At 40.7% G+C, this 16,526-nt stretch carries 17 protein-coding genes; all 17 read right to left on the reverse strand.

Annotated elements, in window-relative coordinates; genetic code table 11:
• Positions 1-18 precede the first annotated feature (18 nt).
• Positions 19-462 (reverse strand): flagellar hook assembly protein FlgD, encoded by a 444-nt coding sequence (gene flgD, locus MHH23_RS13200; protein ID WP_041507305.1) that lies wholly within the window; start codon positions 460-462, stop codon positions 19-21.
• Complete coding sequence (gene fliK / locus MHH23_RS13205; RefSeq protein ID WP_340959641.1) at positions 462-1,784, reverse strand: flagellar hook-length control protein FliK; 1,323 nt, start codon at positions 1,782-1,784, stop codon at positions 462-464. Before fliK ends, flgD begins: the two co-directional genes overlap by 1 nt.
• On the reverse strand, positions 1,785-2,471 hold the full coding sequence (locus MHH23_RS13210) for a MotE family protein (protein ID WP_007499599.1): 687 nt from the start codon (positions 2,469-2,471) through the stop codon (positions 1,785-1,787). It lies immediately after the preceding gene.
• Positions 2,472-2,483: 12 nt separating this feature from the next.
• On the reverse strand, positions 2,484-2,927 hold the full coding sequence (fliJ, locus tag MHH23_RS13215) for a flagellar export protein FliJ (RefSeq protein ID WP_024720352.1): 444 nt from the start codon (positions 2,925-2,927) through the stop codon (positions 2,484-2,486).
• A gap of 8 nt (positions 2,928-2,935) precedes the next feature.
• Positions 2,936-4,252, reverse strand: coding sequence for a flagellar protein export ATPase FliI (fliI, locus tag MHH23_RS13220; protein WP_008344803.1), 1,317 nt, complete (start codon positions 4,250-4,252; stop codon positions 2,936-2,938).
• Positions 4,249-5,013 carry a flagellar assembly protein FliH gene (gene fliH, locus MHH23_RS13225; protein ID WP_017367245.1) on the reverse strand — a complete coding sequence of 255 codons (765 nt, stop codon included), beginning with the start codon at positions 5,011-5,013 and terminating at the stop codon, positions 4,249-4,251. The genes fliI and fliH overlap by 4 nt, the downstream gene beginning before the upstream one ends.
• Complete coding sequence (fliG, locus tag MHH23_RS13230) at positions 5,006-6,022, reverse strand: flagellar motor switch protein FliG (RefSeq protein WP_034281776.1); 1,017 nt, start codon at positions 6,020-6,022, stop codon at positions 5,006-5,008. Before fliG ends, fliH begins: the two co-directional genes overlap by 8 nt.
• An 11-nt stretch (positions 6,023-6,033) precedes the next feature.
• Positions 6,034-7,626, reverse strand: coding sequence for a flagellar basal-body MS-ring/collar protein FliF (gene fliF / locus MHH23_RS13235; RefSeq protein WP_024720350.1), 1,593 nt, complete (start codon positions 7,624-7,626; stop codon positions 6,034-6,036).
• A 50-nt stretch (positions 7,627-7,676) separates the two neighbouring features.
• Positions 7,677-7,994, reverse strand: a complete 318-nt coding sequence (gene fliE / locus MHH23_RS13240; protein WP_007499609.1) for a flagellar hook-basal body complex protein FliE — start codon at positions 7,992-7,994, stop codon at positions 7,677-7,679.
• Between the two features lie 11 nt (positions 7,995-8,005).
• Positions 8,006-8,458 (reverse strand): flagellar basal body rod protein FlgC, encoded by a 453-nt coding sequence (flgC, locus tag MHH23_RS13245; protein ID WP_007499610.1) that lies wholly within the window; start codon positions 8,456-8,458, stop codon positions 8,006-8,008.
• Complete coding sequence (gene flgB / locus MHH23_RS13250; protein WP_017359092.1) at positions 8,458-8,847, reverse strand: flagellar basal body rod protein FlgB; 390 nt, start codon at positions 8,845-8,847, stop codon at positions 8,458-8,460. Before flgB ends, flgC begins: the two co-directional genes overlap by 1 nt.
• Before the next feature lie 290 nt (positions 8,848-9,137).
• The gene (gene codY / locus MHH23_RS13255) at positions 9,138-9,917 is read right to left on the reverse strand and encodes a GTP-sensing pleiotropic transcriptional regulator CodY (protein ID WP_007499612.1); all 780 of its coding nucleotides are present in this window, start codon (positions 9,915-9,917) and stop codon (positions 9,138-9,140) included.
• Between the two features lie 34 nt (positions 9,918-9,951).
• The gene (gene hslU, locus MHH23_RS13260; protein WP_008344818.1) at positions 9,952-11,352 is read right to left on the reverse strand and encodes an HslU--HslV peptidase ATPase subunit; all 1,401 of its coding nucleotides are present in this window, start codon (positions 11,350-11,352) and stop codon (positions 9,952-9,954) included.
• A gap of 16 nt (positions 11,353-11,368) precedes the next feature.
• Complete coding sequence (hslV, locus tag MHH23_RS13265; RefSeq protein ID WP_007499614.1) at positions 11,369-11,914, reverse strand: ATP-dependent protease subunit HslV; 546 nt, start codon at positions 11,912-11,914, stop codon at positions 11,369-11,371.
• A 14-nt stretch (positions 11,915-11,928) separates the two neighbouring features.
• Complete coding sequence (xerC, locus tag MHH23_RS13270) at positions 11,929-12,846, reverse strand: tyrosine recombinase XerC (RefSeq protein WP_268431949.1); 918 nt, start codon at positions 12,844-12,846, stop codon at positions 11,929-11,931.
• Between the two features lie 62 nt (positions 12,847-12,908).
• The gene (gene trmFO / locus MHH23_RS13275) at positions 12,909-14,213 is read right to left on the reverse strand and encodes an FADH(2)-oxidizing methylenetetrahydrofolate--tRNA-(uracil(54)-C(5))-methyltransferase TrmFO (RefSeq protein ID WP_007499618.1); all 1,305 of its coding nucleotides are present in this window, start codon (positions 14,211-14,213) and stop codon (positions 12,909-12,911) included.
• A gap of 70 nt (positions 14,214-14,283) precedes the next feature.
• A complete protein-coding gene (topA, locus tag MHH23_RS13280; protein WP_008344821.1) occupies positions 14,284-16,359 on the reverse strand; it encodes a type I DNA topoisomerase in 2,076 nt (691 codons plus the stop codon).
• Positions 16,360-16,526: the final 167 nt, after the last annotated feature.

Here is a 16,526-nt window from a genome sequence, read left to right on the forward strand (position 1 = left end):
TTTTCCTCCTCGATTTGCTTACGATTTTTCTCCAACAGTTGTAACATCCCATGGGCTGATTTTCGTTCCATCTTCTAAATATAGGAAGTATTCATTGTTTATGTTTTTCACAGACTTCACAGTGCCAGATATGTCTTTATCATCTTGTTTGCCCGCTACTTCTTTACCAATCCAGCCTACATATGTCGTAAATGGATCTTGGTGTGCAACAAATGTAGACATGATCTGATTCATTTGAGTGATAGATTCGTTCATATTCATTTGCTGTTCTAAAGAAGAAAATGTTGCAAGCTGTGTGACAAACTCACGGTCATCAATCGGGTTTGTCGGATCTTGGTTTTGAAGCTGCGTAAGCAAGATTTTCAAGAACTGATCTCGGCCAAGTGTATCTGTTTTCTTTGCTGCGTTTGAAGAAGTGTCCGCTTGTGCGGCTGTTCTATTCGTCGCATCAACAGTTGCCATTAGATCTCCTCCTCTTCTTCTTCTGATCCAACAAGCGCATCTAGTACATCTTGGAATTCAGCTTCCTGTTCATCAGGCTGCTGGAAACTTTGTCCTTTTGATGGCTGCTGCTTGCCTTCCTCATTAAATTGTCCAAAAGACGGCTGCTCATTTGACTGAAGCGGTATATGGAAACGGTCAACTTGAACCGACATATTCGGTAGCGCCTGCTTGAGCTGCGGCAGATGATGCTCGAGCAGCTCTTTTGCTGCTTGCGTTGAAGCTGTAATTTTACTCGCATACATCCCGTTTTGTTTCGTTAGCTGGATGGTAATAAACCCTAGATTTTCTGGATTTAATCGTACGGTAAACCGTCCGCTTGAATTGCCAAATGGTGTGAACTTCATTTGTTTCCACGTATTTAAAATCTGCTGATCAACCGTGCCTGGCTTTTCGTCAGTTGTTTGCGTCTGCTGCACAGGAGCAGCTGATTGCAGTTGGAAGAACTGTTTATGCCCTGGAAGCAGCGTATGGGTGATTGTTTTTTCAGAAGCAGGTGCCGTAGTGCCTTGACCTTTGGTGACTTCTTTTTTCATGAGCCATTCAAGTGAGGCAACACCTTTTGCTGGAGATGAGAAGGAAGATTCTTGCCTTGGAGCAACCATTTCTTTTAACTCTCCTAAGGAAATTTTCCACTCTTTATCTGACCCTTTCGCATTCGCCATCATATGATCGATTAACTGATTAAAGTGTTTCAGCTCGCTTTGCGACATATTATTCAGCTTAGGTGCCGATCCTTGCGAGAAGAACTGCTCTTTTACTTGTTGAATGAGCTTTTCATCTGCTCCGTTTTTCGTTAGAAACTTGATGAAATCTTCACCTTTTGCTTGAATATCCTGTACAAGTTTTGCATCAAAGTTAACCGGCTGCTGATTCAGTATTTGATATAAGAAAAAGTGGACTTGTATGAGCTGTTCACTATGTTCAGCAACTGGCTTCTCATCCTGATCGCCATAGATCACCGATTCCATCTTTTGAAATAGCTCTTCAAGTGACTTTAAGTCAGCCCCCTCAAGCTTTTGACCTTGCAGCGCCTGAAGTGCCGCAAGAAGATCTCCATCTATTCCTTCTTGAGGTGATTGCATCCATTTTTCAATGATTTGCATCGCATCATTCATGGATAGAGTAGTTTCCGCTGGCTGAGAAATAGCTGGACCACTTTGAATACCTGCGCCATTTAACAATTGTTTAAACAGGCCGCGAGCAGATACTGCCCCCTCTCCCTTTAGTCCCGAGAGACCTTGGGAAGATTGCTGTAAGGCTCCAATGTCCAATAGCTTCACTTATTGTCCACCTCCATTTTCACTTTCTTCTTTTTTGGCAAGCTCCTTCGTGAACGTTGCTGCCTTCTGAGGTGTCAGTTTTGCTAATATGTCCGTCAGCTTATTTTTACTCAGCTCTTCAAGGATCTTCAAAGCTTCTTTATCACTTAGCTCTGATAGAATTTTGGCAGATTTCCCTGCATCCATGCTTTCATAAATGCTGGCGACCTTTCCTTTTGATTGCTGATTAGAAGATGCTGACGAATCAGTTGAAGATCCTGATGCGTTATTACTTGAAGATGTACTGTTTGATGAACTGTCACTTGCTGACGTGTTCTCTTTATCAGATGTTTTTTCAAGTGAATTGATTTTTTGATTCAATCGTTTAATCTCTTCATCACTTGTCTTCAAGTCTTTTTGAGCAATTTCAAGTTCATTCTCTTGTTCTTTAATCGTCTTTTTCAACGCTTTCAACTCTGTATCACGTTGATCGTTATTTGAAGATGACGTTTTTGATGTGTCATCTGATCCAACCAAGCTGCTAATCCCCGGAATGTTTTGGAGCGGTTTCTTTAGATCATAACCTGCCATATAAAGGATTGTGCCCGTTACAATCACAAGCACAACCAATGGGATAATGACAATAAACAAGATCCATTGAAATTTACCGCCGCCGCTTGATTCCTTTGTTTTTTCCTTCTTAGGCATTCATCTCGACTCCTAATGTCCTTGAAACATGAATTGGCTGATAGAGATATCATCCATTTCTTTCATTTCAATTGCCTTATGTTCAAGGGAGAACTTTTCAAATTGCTTTTCTTTCATTTTTTCAAACTTTTTAAACTCAATATTTTTTTCAGTTAAATCAGATTGTTTTTCATTCATTTGATGGCGTTTCATGATCACAAGCTGCTGATAATGATGAATGGTGTTATCTAAGTTCGTCACAAATTGCTGATAATGACGCATTTCTTGAACACTCATCCCACTTCTCAGCTTTTCTTCTTTGCTCTTTTCCATTAGCTCTTTTTTACTCATATTTTCATAGAGTTTTTCAGCGGCTTGCTCAAATGCCGAAACGGATTGTTGATACGCTGCGAGTGATTTGTCCTTTTCACTTTCTTTCAATTCTAAGAGCTTTTGAAATTTGTATTGATATCTCACTGTTTTTGTCAATCCTCTCTATTCATCAAACTGAGCAATATCCTCACGCTGTCTTCAATCGATACAGCCTCTTCAACGTCCTGCTTCAAAAATGAAATCAGTTGTGGGTAAGCTTGCATGGCCTCATCAATATCTTTAGAGGAGCCTTTTTTATATGCTCCAATGTTAATGAGGTCTTCAGCGTTTTGATATGTGGATAAAAGCTGGCGGAACCGGTTAGCCGCTTCCTTGTGATCATGACTTGCGATATTACTCATGACACGACTGATACTTTTCAGAATATTGACAGCTGGAAACTGTCCTTTGTTGGCCAGTGCACGATCAAGTACTATATGGCCATCTAAAATCCCCCGCACTGTATCAGCGATCGGCTCATTCATATCGTCACCATCAACAAGTACTGTGTAAAACGCTGTGATGGAACCAAGTTGATTTGTACCAGTTCGTTCTAACAATTTTGGCAGTATAGCGAACACTGAAGGCGTATATCCTTTTGTTGTTGGCGGTTCACCGGTTGCAAGTCCTATTTCCCGCTGTGCCATGGCGACCCTTGTGACAGAATCCATCATAAACATGACATTTTTGCCTCTGTCTCTGAAATATTCGGCAATAGCTGTTGCAGTATAGGCTGCTTTTAATCTTGTCAGTGCGGGCTGATCTGAAGTTGCGACAACAACAATCGAACGCTTCAGTCCTTCAGCTCCTAAATCTTTTTCGATAAACTCGCGAACTTCACGTCCACGCTCTCCAACAAGTGCAATAACATTGAGATCCGCTTCTGTCTGCTTGGCAATCATCCCCATCAAGGTACTTTTACCAACACCGCTTCCCGCGAATATGCCAATTCTTTGACCAGTGCCGACTGTGAGCAAGCTGTCGATCACTCTGACACCAACGCCCATTTTTTCACGAATAGGCGGTCTGTCCATCGGGTTTGGAGGAGATTGTTCTGTTGAGACAGGTGCAAGTCCTTTAGGAAGCATGCTGCCGTCCAGTGGATCACCGAAGGCATCAACAACCTGCCCGATTAAACCAGTTCCTACTTTGACCTTTAACGACTCACCTGTTGCTTCAACAAGACTGCCTGGTGAGATGTTAGAGGCTTCTACGTAGGGCATGAGCAAAATATTTTCATCTTTAAAGCCAACGACTTCTGCTTTGATCGGATGATTCTTACTCCCTTTTTTGTGAATAAGACATACATCACCGATTGAGCTTTCTGGCCCCTTGGACTCAATCATCAGTCCAACAACTCGATTGACTTTACCAAAACGCTTATAAGGATCGGCGGTTTCAATCGTTTCTTTTAGCACATCTATGTTCATTTGTGATCACCTGAATCAATGACTTCTAATAACTTTTCTTTTAACTGATTCATTTGGGTATCAACACTCGCTTCCACTTTTCCAAAGCTTGTTTCGACGTAACAAGTACCTTTTGGTGCTTTTTCATCCGAGTAAATGGCAAGATGTGTATTCTTTTGAAGGATTCTATTTAATTCGTCTTTATATTCCATCACATGTTCGTAATGTGCAGGGTCGACATAGATGGAAATATCATCATATTCCTTCACTTCTGAAATGACCTGCTTCACTAGCGTTAAAAATTGTTCTTTTGTGTCCTCAGCTGCATTCCATACTCGTTTAGCGAGCTCAAACGCAAGTTCGACAATTTCTTCAGCAGAGCTTTCGATTTTTGCTTCATAGTCCTGCTTTGCAAGGCTGACAATGTCATTCGCTTGATCAAGAATCGATTGATACTGTAAATTCGCATCTGCTTCGCCCTTTTGAAAACCATCTTGATATCCTGTTTGTTTCGCTTCTTCAATGAGCTGTACTCTTTCTGCTTCAAAATCAGCTCGCCGCTGATTGATTTCAGCCATTGTTTGTTCCAGCTCACGATTTGCTTGTTCTAAAATACGGCTTGCTTCATCTTGTGCATCACTTAATACAAGCTGAGATGCTTCTGTCTCGTTGACAAGCTCTTCTTCGTGATGTTCTCTTTTGAATTCCACTTGCTGCAAGGGAATGGTTTGACGGCCTTGTTCAGGAATAACAGATGTTTCATGTTTGATAATCCTAGACAATGATATCGTCTCCTCCACCTCGAGCTATGACGATTTCTCCAGCCTCTTCAAGTCGTCTTACGATGCTGACAATACGAGTCTGTGCTTCCTCGACATCTCTAAGCCGGACAGGTCCCATAAACTCCATTTCTTCTTTGAACGTTTCGACCATACGTTGCGACATGTTGCGGAAGACAATTTCTTTGACTTCTTCGCTTGCCACTTTGAGTGCAAGTAGTAAATCGTCATTTTCAACATCTCGAATCACGCGCTGAATGGCTCTGCTATCAAGAGTAACAATGTCTTCAAAGACAAACATACGTTTCTTAATTTCATCAGCAAGCTCAGGATCTTGAATTTCCAGTGTATCTAAAATGGTTTTCTCCGTTGCACGGTCTACACCATTCAGTACTTCGACTACCGCTTCGACTCCGCCCGTTTGGGTATAATCTTGCGTAAAGGTTGAAGAAAGCTTTTGTTCAAGAATACGTTCCACCTCATTGATGATCTCTGGAGATGTGCGATCCATTAAAGCAATTCTTCTTGCAACCTCAGTTTGTACTTCCTCACCTAACTCAGATAAAATCTGTCCAGCCTGTACTGGATCTAAGTAGGAAAGAATGAGCGCAATGGTTTGTGGATGCTCGTGCTGGATAAAGTTTAAAATTTGCTCTGGGTCAGCCTTTCTCGCAAAATCAAATGGTTTCACTTGAAGTGAGGATGTTAAGCGATTTAAGATGCTGTCCGCTTTGTCCTCACCAAGCGCTTTTTCAAGCACTTGTCTTGCGTACATAAGGCCGCCTTGTGATATGTAGTCCTGCGCGATGGCAATGCTGTGAAACTCTTCGATGACTTCATCTTTTTTAGCAGTATCTACACTTCGTACATTGGAAATTTCTAATGTTAATTTTTCTATTTCGTCTTCAGACAGATGTTTGTATACAGATGCTGACACGTCTAGCCCTAAGGAAATCATTAGGATTGCTGCTTTTTGTCTGCCTGTTAGTCGATTTGGATCTTTTCTCGACATGTGTATTCCTCCTAATCCTCGGACAGCCAGCTGCGTAGCAATTTAGCAAAGTCTTCTGGTTTATCTTTTGCCATTTTTTCAAGCTGATTTTTTCTCACCATTTCTTCTGTTTCTGGCTCAGTATCGATATCAGGAACATGAATTGGTGTACGTTCATCAAACTCAAACTCTTCTTCCTCATCTTTTCTTCTCTTACGTACGAGAAGGATAATGAGAGCGATAATGGCAAGTAGTAGCACACCGCCAACAATATAAACCCAAATTGGAATATTGTTTGAAGGGTTTTCTGCTGCCGTTTGCTGTTTACCGTCTAATTTTGATACAGATAAAACGATTTTGTTATCTAAGTCAGCTTGAGTGAGCGCTTGACCGTTTGTGTATTCTTTATCAATCGATGTACTGATGATGGTTGAAAGAATTTTTTTGATATCATCCTGCCTTTCAGCAGTTAATGAGTTCGGATCGTTTGCAGTAGGTGGTTCAACCAGTGCCTGAATGCCAACGTCTCTGATTTTATAAGGACTTTCTTTGATATCTTTATGAATGCGGTTGACTTCATAATTGATACGATCTTCGCTCTTTTCGTAATCTCCGCTTCCATTCGTTCCATCGGCACCTTGATAATTTGTGACATCATCGTCACCTGTTCCAGCGGTGCCTCCAGCTGCTGCACCATTGCCTGAATAAGTTTCAGCAATCTTTTCAGCGCTGACAGCAATTCCTTGCATGTTTTCTTGATCAACTGGTTCGACAAGATCTTCTTTTCTTTTTTCTTCAGTAAAATCAATGTCTGTAGTGACCGATACGGCAACTTTCTCTTGACCCATCATCGTTCCAAGCAGCTGTTGAATTTTTCGTTGAAGATTCTTTTCAATCTCCTCTTTTTTCTGCTGCTGTGCATCCATTCCACTTGCATAGGAATCTGAGCTGCTGTTTAAGTCATAGTAGTTGGAATCTTGGTCCATAATGACAATGTTTTCTGTTTTTAAATTCGGCACACTTTTTGAAATAAGATGATAAAGGCCTTTTACTTGTTGCTGAGTAAGCGTGTAGCCTGGTTGAACTTGCAGCACAATTGATGCTGATGCATTACTTTGCTCTTCTCCAACAAAAACGGAATCTTTTGGCAGGTTAATCATAACCTTTGAATCTTTAATCCCATCAATCGTGTTGATCAGATTGGATAGTTCTGTCTGAGTTGCGTCTACTTTCAGAACATCAAATTCATTATCTGTTAAACCGAAGCCGGAATTGTTCGCAAAGAAGGAGTAATCAATATTCCCTGTTTTAGGAAGTCCTTCTGATGCAAGTGTTACTTTTAAAGTGTCTGCTTGCTTTTCTGGAACTAAAATCGTCGTTCCGTTATTTGCAAGTTCCGATTTAACGTTTTTGCCATCCAGTTCCTGTTTGATTTGTCCTGCTTCTGCCTCAGACAAATCTCTAAACAACGGAACCATTTTTTCAGAAGAAGCAAAGATGCTAACAACCGTAATAATGATTGCTAGGGCAGCTACGCCGCCAATCATGAGTATTTTTTGTAATTTTGATCGATTTCGCCAAAACTCAACTGTTTTTGTTCTTAATTGCATTAAAGTACGATTCATCTTAACCCCCGGTCATTCCATTCAGTCTATTTTTTGTCCACCAGCACCTCCTACATCTGCATTCTCATAATCTCTTGGTACGCTTCGACTGCTTTATTCCGAAACTCGGTTGCAGCTGTGAGTGTCACACTCGCTTTTTGTGAAGCAATCATGACTTCATCGAGATTGACATCTTTCCCTTGTGCGAGAGCATTCGTATACTGGTCTGATTTCAGCTGTGATTGATTTAATGCCTCAATGGAATTCTTCAGCACATCAGAGAAATTCGTTTGACTTTTAGGTGCAGCCGCCTGCACAGACGATGCATTCGTCAATTCACTTGCTTGCTGAGCGGTTTGAAGCTGGAAAGGAGATATTGCGTTAACCAATTCTTTTCACCTTACTTTCCTATTTCTAAAGCTTTCATCAGCATGCTTTTATTCGCATTCAGCGCAGTCACGTTTGCTTCATATGATCTTGAGCTGCTGATGAGATCAACCATTTCCTTTAATGGATCAACGTTTGGTGTTTGAACATATCCATTTTCATTGGCATCGGGATTTGTAGGATCATATTGAAGGTTGAATGGAGTTTCGTCTTCAGTAATTTTTGTTACTTTGACGCCGTTTCCTAATTTGCCGCTCGAATTCATGCTTGAGTTCAATATAGATGAAAATGATTCACCTGACGGCTGTAATGTGACGAGCTTGCGTCTATAAGGCTCCCACTTGCCATCAACCTGTTTAGCTCTTGTTGTATCCATATTCGCAAGGTTAGAAGATACAACGTCCATTCTGAGCCTCTGTGCTGTTAATGCTGAGGCCGAAGCGTTCACGCCTGAAAAAATCGACATCACTTACCTCCTGTCAAAACTGTTTTAAGAGAATTGAACTTTCCGCTCATTCTTTCAACCAACGCATTATACTGAATTTGGTTTTTAGCGAGTTCACTCATCTCTTGATCAATATCGACATTATTTCCGTTTTCTTGATAAGAAGTACGGTTACTCGAAACAACTGAATAATTAGACCCTGTTTTAGAGAAATCAATGTGACCTTGGTATGTTTTTTTAGCATCTAATTTGATTGACGCATCATTTAGCATGTCGTGGAATGCAACTTTTTTAGACTTGTAGTTCGGTGTGTCTATATTCGCGATATTATTGCTTATGACTTTTTGCTTAACGTTCGCTCTGCCCAAGGCATTCTCAAGGTTACTTATCGTTCCAGAAAATATATCCAAAACCATATACCTCCAATCATATGTATTTCATTCCATTTAATCATGTCGAGATTTGTAAAACCATATGTTCATTGTAAGAAATAATAGGATTAAAGTCTATGATGTAATTGTAAAAAAAACTCGTAATATATATCTATTTTACGAATAGGTATAAAGACCTAGATTCAAAGCACTACAGAATTGTAAGGGGTTTCTTGGAAAAAAGAGTGTCATTTTTCGGACAAATCCTCATTTTTTATACAAAAAAACCCTTTTCAGCGTTTATTTCGGCCGAAAAGGGTTTTTTTTGATTAGTGAGATTTTAAATTTTCAAGTTCAATTAAAAATTTGTTGTTTAACACTTTGATGTATGTTCCCTTCATTCCAAGAGAACGAGATTCAATAACGCCTGCACTTTCTAATTTACGAAGTGCGTTTACGATCACTGAACGAGTGATTCCTACACGGTCAGCAATCTTACTTGCCACAAGCAGCCCTTCGTTTCCATCAAGTTCTTCAAAGATATGCTCAATCGCTTCAAGCTCACTATATGAAAGAGAGCTGATTGCCATTTGAACAACCGCTTTACTTCTTGCTTCTTCTTCAATTTCTTCCGCTTTCTCGCGAAGAATCTCCATTCCAACAACTGTTGCGCCGTATTCAGCAAGAATTAAATCATCATCTGTGAATGTATCTTGCAAACGAGAAAGGATTAACGTCCCTAAGCGGTCTCCGCCTCCGATGATTGGTACAATCGTTGTCAAACCTGATTGGAATAAATCACGGTTCTCAATCGGGAAAGCTGTGTACTCACTGTTGATGTCAAGGTTTGAAGATGTTTCAGGGACATTGAATAAGCTTTTTGTATATTCTTCAGGGAACTGACGATCTTCCAGCATTTTTTTCATACGTGCATTTTCAATCTGCTGGTTAATGGAGTAGCCAAGAAGCTTCCCTCTTCTGCTTAATACGAAAATGTTTGAATCAATGACATCTCTCAATGTTTCTGCCATTTCTTTAAAATTAACCGGCTTCCCCGCTGCATCTTGCAGCATCGAGTTAATAATCCTTGTTTTTTGTAGTAACGCCATAATAATGATCCTCCTAGATTACTTTATTCATTTGTTAAAGTATAAATTGACTTAAGTCTTTATTATTTGCAATCTTTCCTAGCTTCTCTTCTACATACTGAGGGGTAATGGTCACTGTTTCCATTGTAATATCAGGCGCCTCAAATGAGAGCTCTTCTAGCAGCTTCTCAAGTATGGTGTGAAGCCTTCTTGCACCGATGTTATCCGTCTCCTGATTGACGTGATAAGCCACTTCGGCAATCTTATGAATAGCATCGTCAGAAAATTCAAGAGATATACCTTCTGTTTCAAGTAGAGCCTTATATTGCTTTAATAACGCGTTATCTGGTTCCGTTAAGATTTTCACAAAGTCTTCTATACTTAATTTATCTAATTCTACACGGATTGGGAAGCGTCCTTGAAGCTCTGGAATCAAATCCGAGGGTTTCGCCATATGAAAAGCGCCTGCTGCTACAAATAGAACATGATCTGTTTTCACAGCCCCATACTTCGTCATCACAGTGGAACCTTCTACAATCGGTAAAATATCACGTTGAACCCCTTCACGAGAAACATCTGCAGACGATGCACCACCGCTTTTGGCAATTTTATCGATCTCATCGATAAAGATTATTCCTTGCTGCTCTGCTTTTTGCACGGCTTCCTGACCGACTTCATCCATATCAATCAGTTTTGAAGCTTCCTCAGCAGTTAACGCTTTTCTCGCTTCTCTGACGGTCAGCTTTCTGCGTTTTTTCTTTTTAGGCATGAGATTGCTAAGCGCATCCTGCATGTTCATACCCATTTGCTCCATACCCGAGCCTTGAAGCATATCAAACATGGAAGGCTGCTGCTCTTCGACTTCAATCGTGACGTAATGGTCTTCAAGTTCACCCATCGCCAGCTGGTGCGCAATGCGTTTTCTCGTCGACTCAAGCTCTACTTCTTCACTTGAGTGATCTCGATCACTTTCATCAGCATCAGAACCACCAAACAACATCTCAAAAGGATTTTTCACAGACTGACTTTTTTTCTTTCCAGGAACAAGTAGATGAACAAGCCGTTTGTTTGCTTGTTTTTCCGCTTCTTCTTGAACATCCTTCATTTTTTCTTCTTTGACTAGTCTGATTGCTGTTTCCACTAAATCTCTGACCATTGATTCTACGTCACGTCCGACATATCCAACTTCAGTAAACTTCGTCGCTTCCACTTTAATGAAAGGTGCACCAGAAATCCTTGCAATTCTGCGGGCAATTTCTGTTTTCCCCACACCTGTCGGACCAATCATTAAGATGTTTTTAGGAACGACTTCATCCTTTAGCTTATCATGTAAAAGACTTCTTCTGTAACGGTTTCTTAAAGCCACCGCCACTGCTTTTTTCGCATCAAGCTGACCAATAATGTACTGATCGAGCTTTTCAACTATCTCTCTTGGGGTGAACGGCTTTTTCTCCATACGTCTCATGTCCTTTCTATTCAAGCTCTTCTAAAGTGATTTGATCGTTCGTGTAGACACAGATTTCTCCGGCCGTTTCAAGAGCCGCCTTTGCAATCTCTCGAGCTGAGAGATGGTCACCTGCATGTTTTTTGAGTGCTCTCCCGGCGCTAAGCGCATAATTACCGCCTGACCCGATAGCCAAAATGCCATCGTCTGGCTCGATGACCTCTCCTGTTCCAGATACGAGCAGGATGCTTTCTTTATTCATGACGATCAGCATGGCCTCAAGCTGTCTGAGCATCTTGTCACTTCGCCATTCTTTCGCCAGTTCTACAGCTGCTCGTTTTAGGTTACCACCGTATTCTTCAAGCTTCGTTTCAAACTTCTCAAAGAGTGTAAATGCATCTGCAACTGAACCAGCAAAACCTGCGAGTACTTTGCCTCCGAAAAGACGGCGCACTTTTTTTGCTGTGTGTTTCATGACGACAGCCTGCCCAAAAGTGACTTGACCGTCTCCAGCCATCGCACTTTTTCCTTTATGTTGAACGGCAAAGATTGTGGTTGCATGAAATGATGACATGAAAAAACCTCCTTTTAGGATCGTTTAAAAGCCCTTGGGTGATGAGACATGTACGTTTTTCTTAAAGAATCTTTTGATACATGCGTGTACACCTGTGTTGATGATAAATTTGAGTGACCAAGAAGTTCTTGAACACTTCTTAAATCTGCTCCCTCGTTTAAAAGATGCGTAGCAAAGGTGTGCCTTAACATGTGAGGATGGATATGTAATGTGCCAGACGCCTTTTTCATTAATTCAGTTAGAATGAATCGAACGCCTCTGTCTGTAAGAGGAGCTCCGCGCTGATTCAAAAACACATGTAAATCAGCACGATCCTTTCCCTTCACTTTCAGCTTCTGCCTTCCATCCTCTAAATATGTGGAGAGCGCTTCATGTGCATAAGAGCCGAAAGGTACATACCGCTGTTTGCTGCCTTTCCCATGAACAAGCACTGTATCCATCGATAAATCAAGATCAGATTCTTTTAATGAACATAACTCACTGACCCTCATACCTGTTGCATAAAGAAGTTCTAAAATGGCTTGATTTCTTTGACCAAGCGGTGTATTTACATCAGAAACTGTAAATAGCTCTTTTAGTTCCTCTTCATACAAAAATGAAGGAATTCGCTTATCCTGCTTTGGTAAGCTAACGAGTAAAAAAGGATTTTCTTTCACAAGCTGTTCTCTTAATAAAAATTTATAAAAGCTGCGAAGTGCAGAGACTTTCTTACTAATCGTTCTTCTTGTAAGGCCTTTTTCATAAGCTTCTGTTAAATAAATTCTCGTATCTTGATAGGATACCTCTTCAAAACCGTCTATTCCTTGAATGTTCATAAATCTGACAAACTCTTCAATCGCCTCAGTATAACCCGAGATCGTTAAAGCTGAATAGTTCTTTTCAATCTGCAAATATTCAATGAATAAGTGGACAAGACGCTGTTTATCTGTCATTTTTACACCTCTTTAAGGCTTTTAAATGGTATCACATATCTTGCTTCCCGTGCAATGTTTTACTACAGAGATTTCGAAATAGTTTGAATAGTTTCGATTGCGCGTTTAGCGTACTCTGCATAGCGCTCTTGTTTGTTTTTAATTCGAACGCCAAGATCTTTCAGCAAGCCAAAGTTTGCATTCATCGGCTGGAAGCTTTTCTTGTTTGTTGATGTGATGTAGTAAGCCATACTGCCAATCGCTGTTTCTTCTGGAAGTGTCACAAGCTCTTCTCCTTTAACAAAACGAGCTGCGTTGATTCCAGCCACTAATCCTGAAGCCGCGGACTCAACATATCCTTCAACACCAGTCATTTGTCCGGCAAAGAATAAGTCGTCTCTATTTTTAAATTGATACGTCGGTTTTAGAAGGCTTGGTGAGTTAATAAATGTATTACGGTGCATCACACCATAGCGAACAATCTCTGCCTCTTCAAGACCTGGGATCAAACGGAATACTTCCTTTTGATCGCCCCATTTTAGATGTGTTTGGAACCCAACAATATTATATAAAGTACCTGCTGCATCATCCTGTCTTAATTGAACAACAGCGTAAGGTCTTTTCCCTGTTTTTGGATCTTCAAGTCCAACTGGTTTCATCGGGCCAAACAACATGGTTTTTTTCCCTCTTTTGGCCATGACTTCAATGGGCATACAGCCTTCGAAGAAGATTTCTTTTTCGAACTCTTTTAACGGCACAGTTTCAGCAGAAATGAGCGCCTCATAAAAACGATCGAATTCTTCTTCTGTCATCGGACAGTTTAAATAAGCCGCTTCCCCTTTATCATAACGTGATTTCAAGTACACTTTATCCATATCGATGCTGTCTTTCTCGAGGATCGGCGCTGCTGCATCGTAGAAATATAAATACTCTTCACCTGTTAAGGATTTTAATTCTTTTGAAAGTGCTTCTGATGTTAGAGGACCCGTTGCGATAATCGTCGGACCTTCTGGAATGCTTTGCACTTCTTCTTGAAAGACCGTCACATTCGGGTGATTTTTCACGCGGTCTGTGACGTTAGCTGCAAATTCATGACGATCTACTGCAAGCGCTCCACCAGCAGGAACCGAGCTTTCATCTGCTGCTGCGATGATTGCTGAGTCTAAATGACGCATTTCTTCCTTTAGTACACCTACTGCGTTTGTTAAAGCGTTCGCACGCAATGAGTTACTGCATACGAGCTCCGCAAATTTATCAGTGTGGTGAGCTGGTGTTTGTTTGACAGGTCTCATTTCATACAGATGAACTTTAATTCCGCGCTTGGCAATCTGCCATGCCGCTTCACTTCCTGCTAAACCTGCTCCGATCACATTTACAAATTGACTCATTGTACAACTCTCCTATTTCGTAAGTTCTATTTGATGACATAAAAAAGCAGGTGAACAAGGCTGCTCACCGCTATTTTTGTTGTTCCTCTTTATAATCACAGTTCACACATTGAACTTGAATGCCTTTTTTCAGCTTTTTCTCTACAAGCATATTTTCGCATTTTGGACACTTTCTTTCAATTGGTTTGTCCCAAGAGACGAATTCACACTCTGGAAAACGATCGCAACCGTAAAAAATGCGGCGCTTCTTAGATTTCCGTTCAACGATATTTCCTTCGTGACAAGTTGGGCATTTGACACCAATATCTTTGACAATTGGTTTTGTGTTACGGCAGTCAGGGAAATTAGAGCATGCCATGAACTTACCGTATCTCCCCATTTTGTACACCATTGGATGACCACACTCTTCGCAATCAACTCCGGCGTATTCAGGCTCGATCTCAACTTCCTGCATCTCTGCTTCTGCTTTTTCTACCCGTTTTGCAAAATCTTGATAGAAACTGTCGATAATGCGTACCCATTCAATCGTACCTTCTTCAACGCTATCAAGTTCTTTTTCCATTTTCGCAGTAAATTCTACGTTAATGATTTCAGGGAAGAATTCAATAATTAAGTTGAGCACAATCTCTCCAAGCTCTGTTGGAATAAACCGTTTGTTATCAAGTGCCACGTAGCCGCGCTTTTGAATGGTATCTAATGTTGGTGCATACGTCGATGGGCGGCCGATACCTAGCTCTTCAAGGGTTTTGACAAGTCTAGCCTCAGTGTAGCGTGGAGGCGGCTGCGTAAAGTGCTGCTCTGGTTCAATATCTTTTGAAAGAACGGTGTCTCCCTCTTTCAGATCAGGAAGCATTTTGTCCTTTTCTTCTAACTGGTCGTCCTTCCCTTCAACATATACTTTCATAAATCCAGGAAATTTCACCTTACTTCCATTTGCACGGAAAGTAAGCCCGTTATTTTCAAGATCCACACTCATTGTATCAAGAACAGCTGGTGCCATTTGGCTTGCCACAAAACGTTCCCAAATCAATTTATAAAGACGAAGCTGATCTCTGCTTAGCACGTGTTTGACATCTGCTGGTTTTCTTAGCGTAGAAGTCGGACGGATGGCTTCGTGAGCATCCTGTGCATTTTCGTTCTTTTTGGCAGTACGTTTTGTTGTATTCAAGAAATTCTTGCCATACGTTTGATCAATGAAAGCAGATACTTCTTCAATTGCCGTATTGGAAATACGTGTCGAGTCCGTTCTCATATATGTAATGAGACCTACTGTACCTTCTTTACCAAGATCAATTCCTTCATATAATTGCTGTGCAATCATCATCGTTTTCTTCGCACGGAAGTTTAGTTTTCTCGCTGCCTCTTGTTGTAAGGTAGATGTTGTAAACGGAACAGCTGGGTTGCGTTTACGTTCTTTTTTCGTCACTTTTTCAACAGAAAACTTGCTTCCTTTTAATTTCGAAAGGATTTCTTTTACATCTTCTTTTGTTTTTAGCGGATGTTTTTTGCCATTTACGCCAAAGAAACTCGCTTCAAAGCTTTCTTTCCCTTTTAGGAAGGTACCATCAATTGTCCAGTATTCTTCTGGTTTGAATTCATTAATTTCATTCTCGCGGTCAATAATCAGGCGGAGTGCAACTGATTGAACACGACCGGCGCTTAAACCCTTTTTGACTTTCTTCCATAAAATTGGGCTGATTTTATATCCAACGAGACGATCTAAGATTCGTCTTGCCTGCTGCGCATCAACCAAGTCCATATCGATCATACGTGGATGTTTAAAGGAATCTTTAATTGCATCTTTTGTAATCTCGTTAAAGACAACGCGGCAATCTGAAGAGAGGTCAAGGTCAAGGCTGTGGGCTAAATGCCAAGCAATCGCTTCTCCCTCTCTGTCGGGGTCAGCTGCGAGATATACTTTTTTTGCTTTTTTCGCTGCTGTTTTTAATTCTTTTAAGACTGGACCTTTTCCTCGAATCGTAATATATCTCGGTTCGAAGTCATGTTCAGTGTCAACACCAAGCTGACTTTTCGGTAAATCCCTTACGTGCCCCATTGAAGCCTTTACTTTATACTTTTTTCCTAAATAACGCTCAATCGTTTTCGCCTTTGCTGGCGACTCAACGATGACTAAATAATCAGCCATACTCAAAATCCCCCTTAAGAGGTGTTCTCTCTTTATCCATTTCACAAATTTATATTTATGTTAATTGCACCTATCTAACAGGCAATCGTTAAAAATTCTTTATGATGAACATCATTATAAACACGAAAAACAAAGTGTAAACTTAAATCCTCACTATTATTAAATAT

It is taken from the genome of Bacillus sp. FSL K6-3458 (assembly GCF_038005045.1).
GTDB classification, from domain to species: Bacteria; Bacillota; Bacilli; order Bacillales; family Bacillaceae; genus Bacillus; species Bacillus altitudinis.

Bases quoted from the DNA above. Each gene is read 5' to 3' on its own strand.
- MHH23_RS13210 (WP_007499599.1), bottom strand. From the start codon at position 2,471: ATGCCTAAGAAGGAAAAAACAAAGGAATCAAGCGGCGGCGGTAAATTT.
- fliF (WP_024720350.1), bottom strand. From the start codon at position 7,626: ATGAATCGTACTTTAATGCAATTAAGAACAAAAACAGTTGAGTTTTGG.
- xerC (WP_268431949.1), bottom strand. From the start codon at position 12,846: ATGACAGATAAACAGCGTCTTGTCCACTTATTCATTGAATATTTGCAG.
- fliI (WP_008344803.1), bottom strand. From the start codon at position 4,252: ATGAACATAGATGTGCTAAAAGAAACGATTGAAACCGCCGATCCTTAT.
- flgD (WP_041507305.1), bottom strand. From the start codon at position 462: ATGGCAACTGTTGATGCGACGAATAGAACAGCCGCACAAGCGGACACT.
- codY (WP_007499612.1), bottom strand. From the start codon at position 9,917: ATGGCGTTACTACAAAAAACAAGGATTATTAACTCGATGCTGCAAGAT.
- trmFO (WP_007499618.1), bottom strand. From the start codon at position 14,213: ATGAGTCAATTTGTAAATGTGATCGGAGCAGGTTTAGCAGGAAGTGAA.
- hslV (WP_007499614.1), bottom strand. From the start codon at position 11,914: ATGTCATCATTTCATGCAACCACAATCTTTGCCGTTCAACATAAAGGA.
- fliG (WP_034281776.1), bottom strand. From the start codon at position 6,022: ATGTCGAGAAAAGATCCAAATCGACTAACAGGCAGACAAAAAGCAGCA.
- hslU (WP_008344818.1), bottom strand. From the start codon at position 11,352: ATGGAGAAAAAGCCGTTCACCCCAAGAGAGATAGTTGAAAAGCTCGAT.
- flgC (WP_007499610.1), bottom strand. From the start codon at position 8,458: ATGTCGATTTTTTCAGGCGTGAACGCTTCGGCCTCAGCATTAACAGCA.
- topA (WP_008344821.1), bottom strand. From the start codon at position 16,359: ATGGCTGATTATTTAGTCATCGTTGAGTCGCCAGCAAAGGCGAAAACG.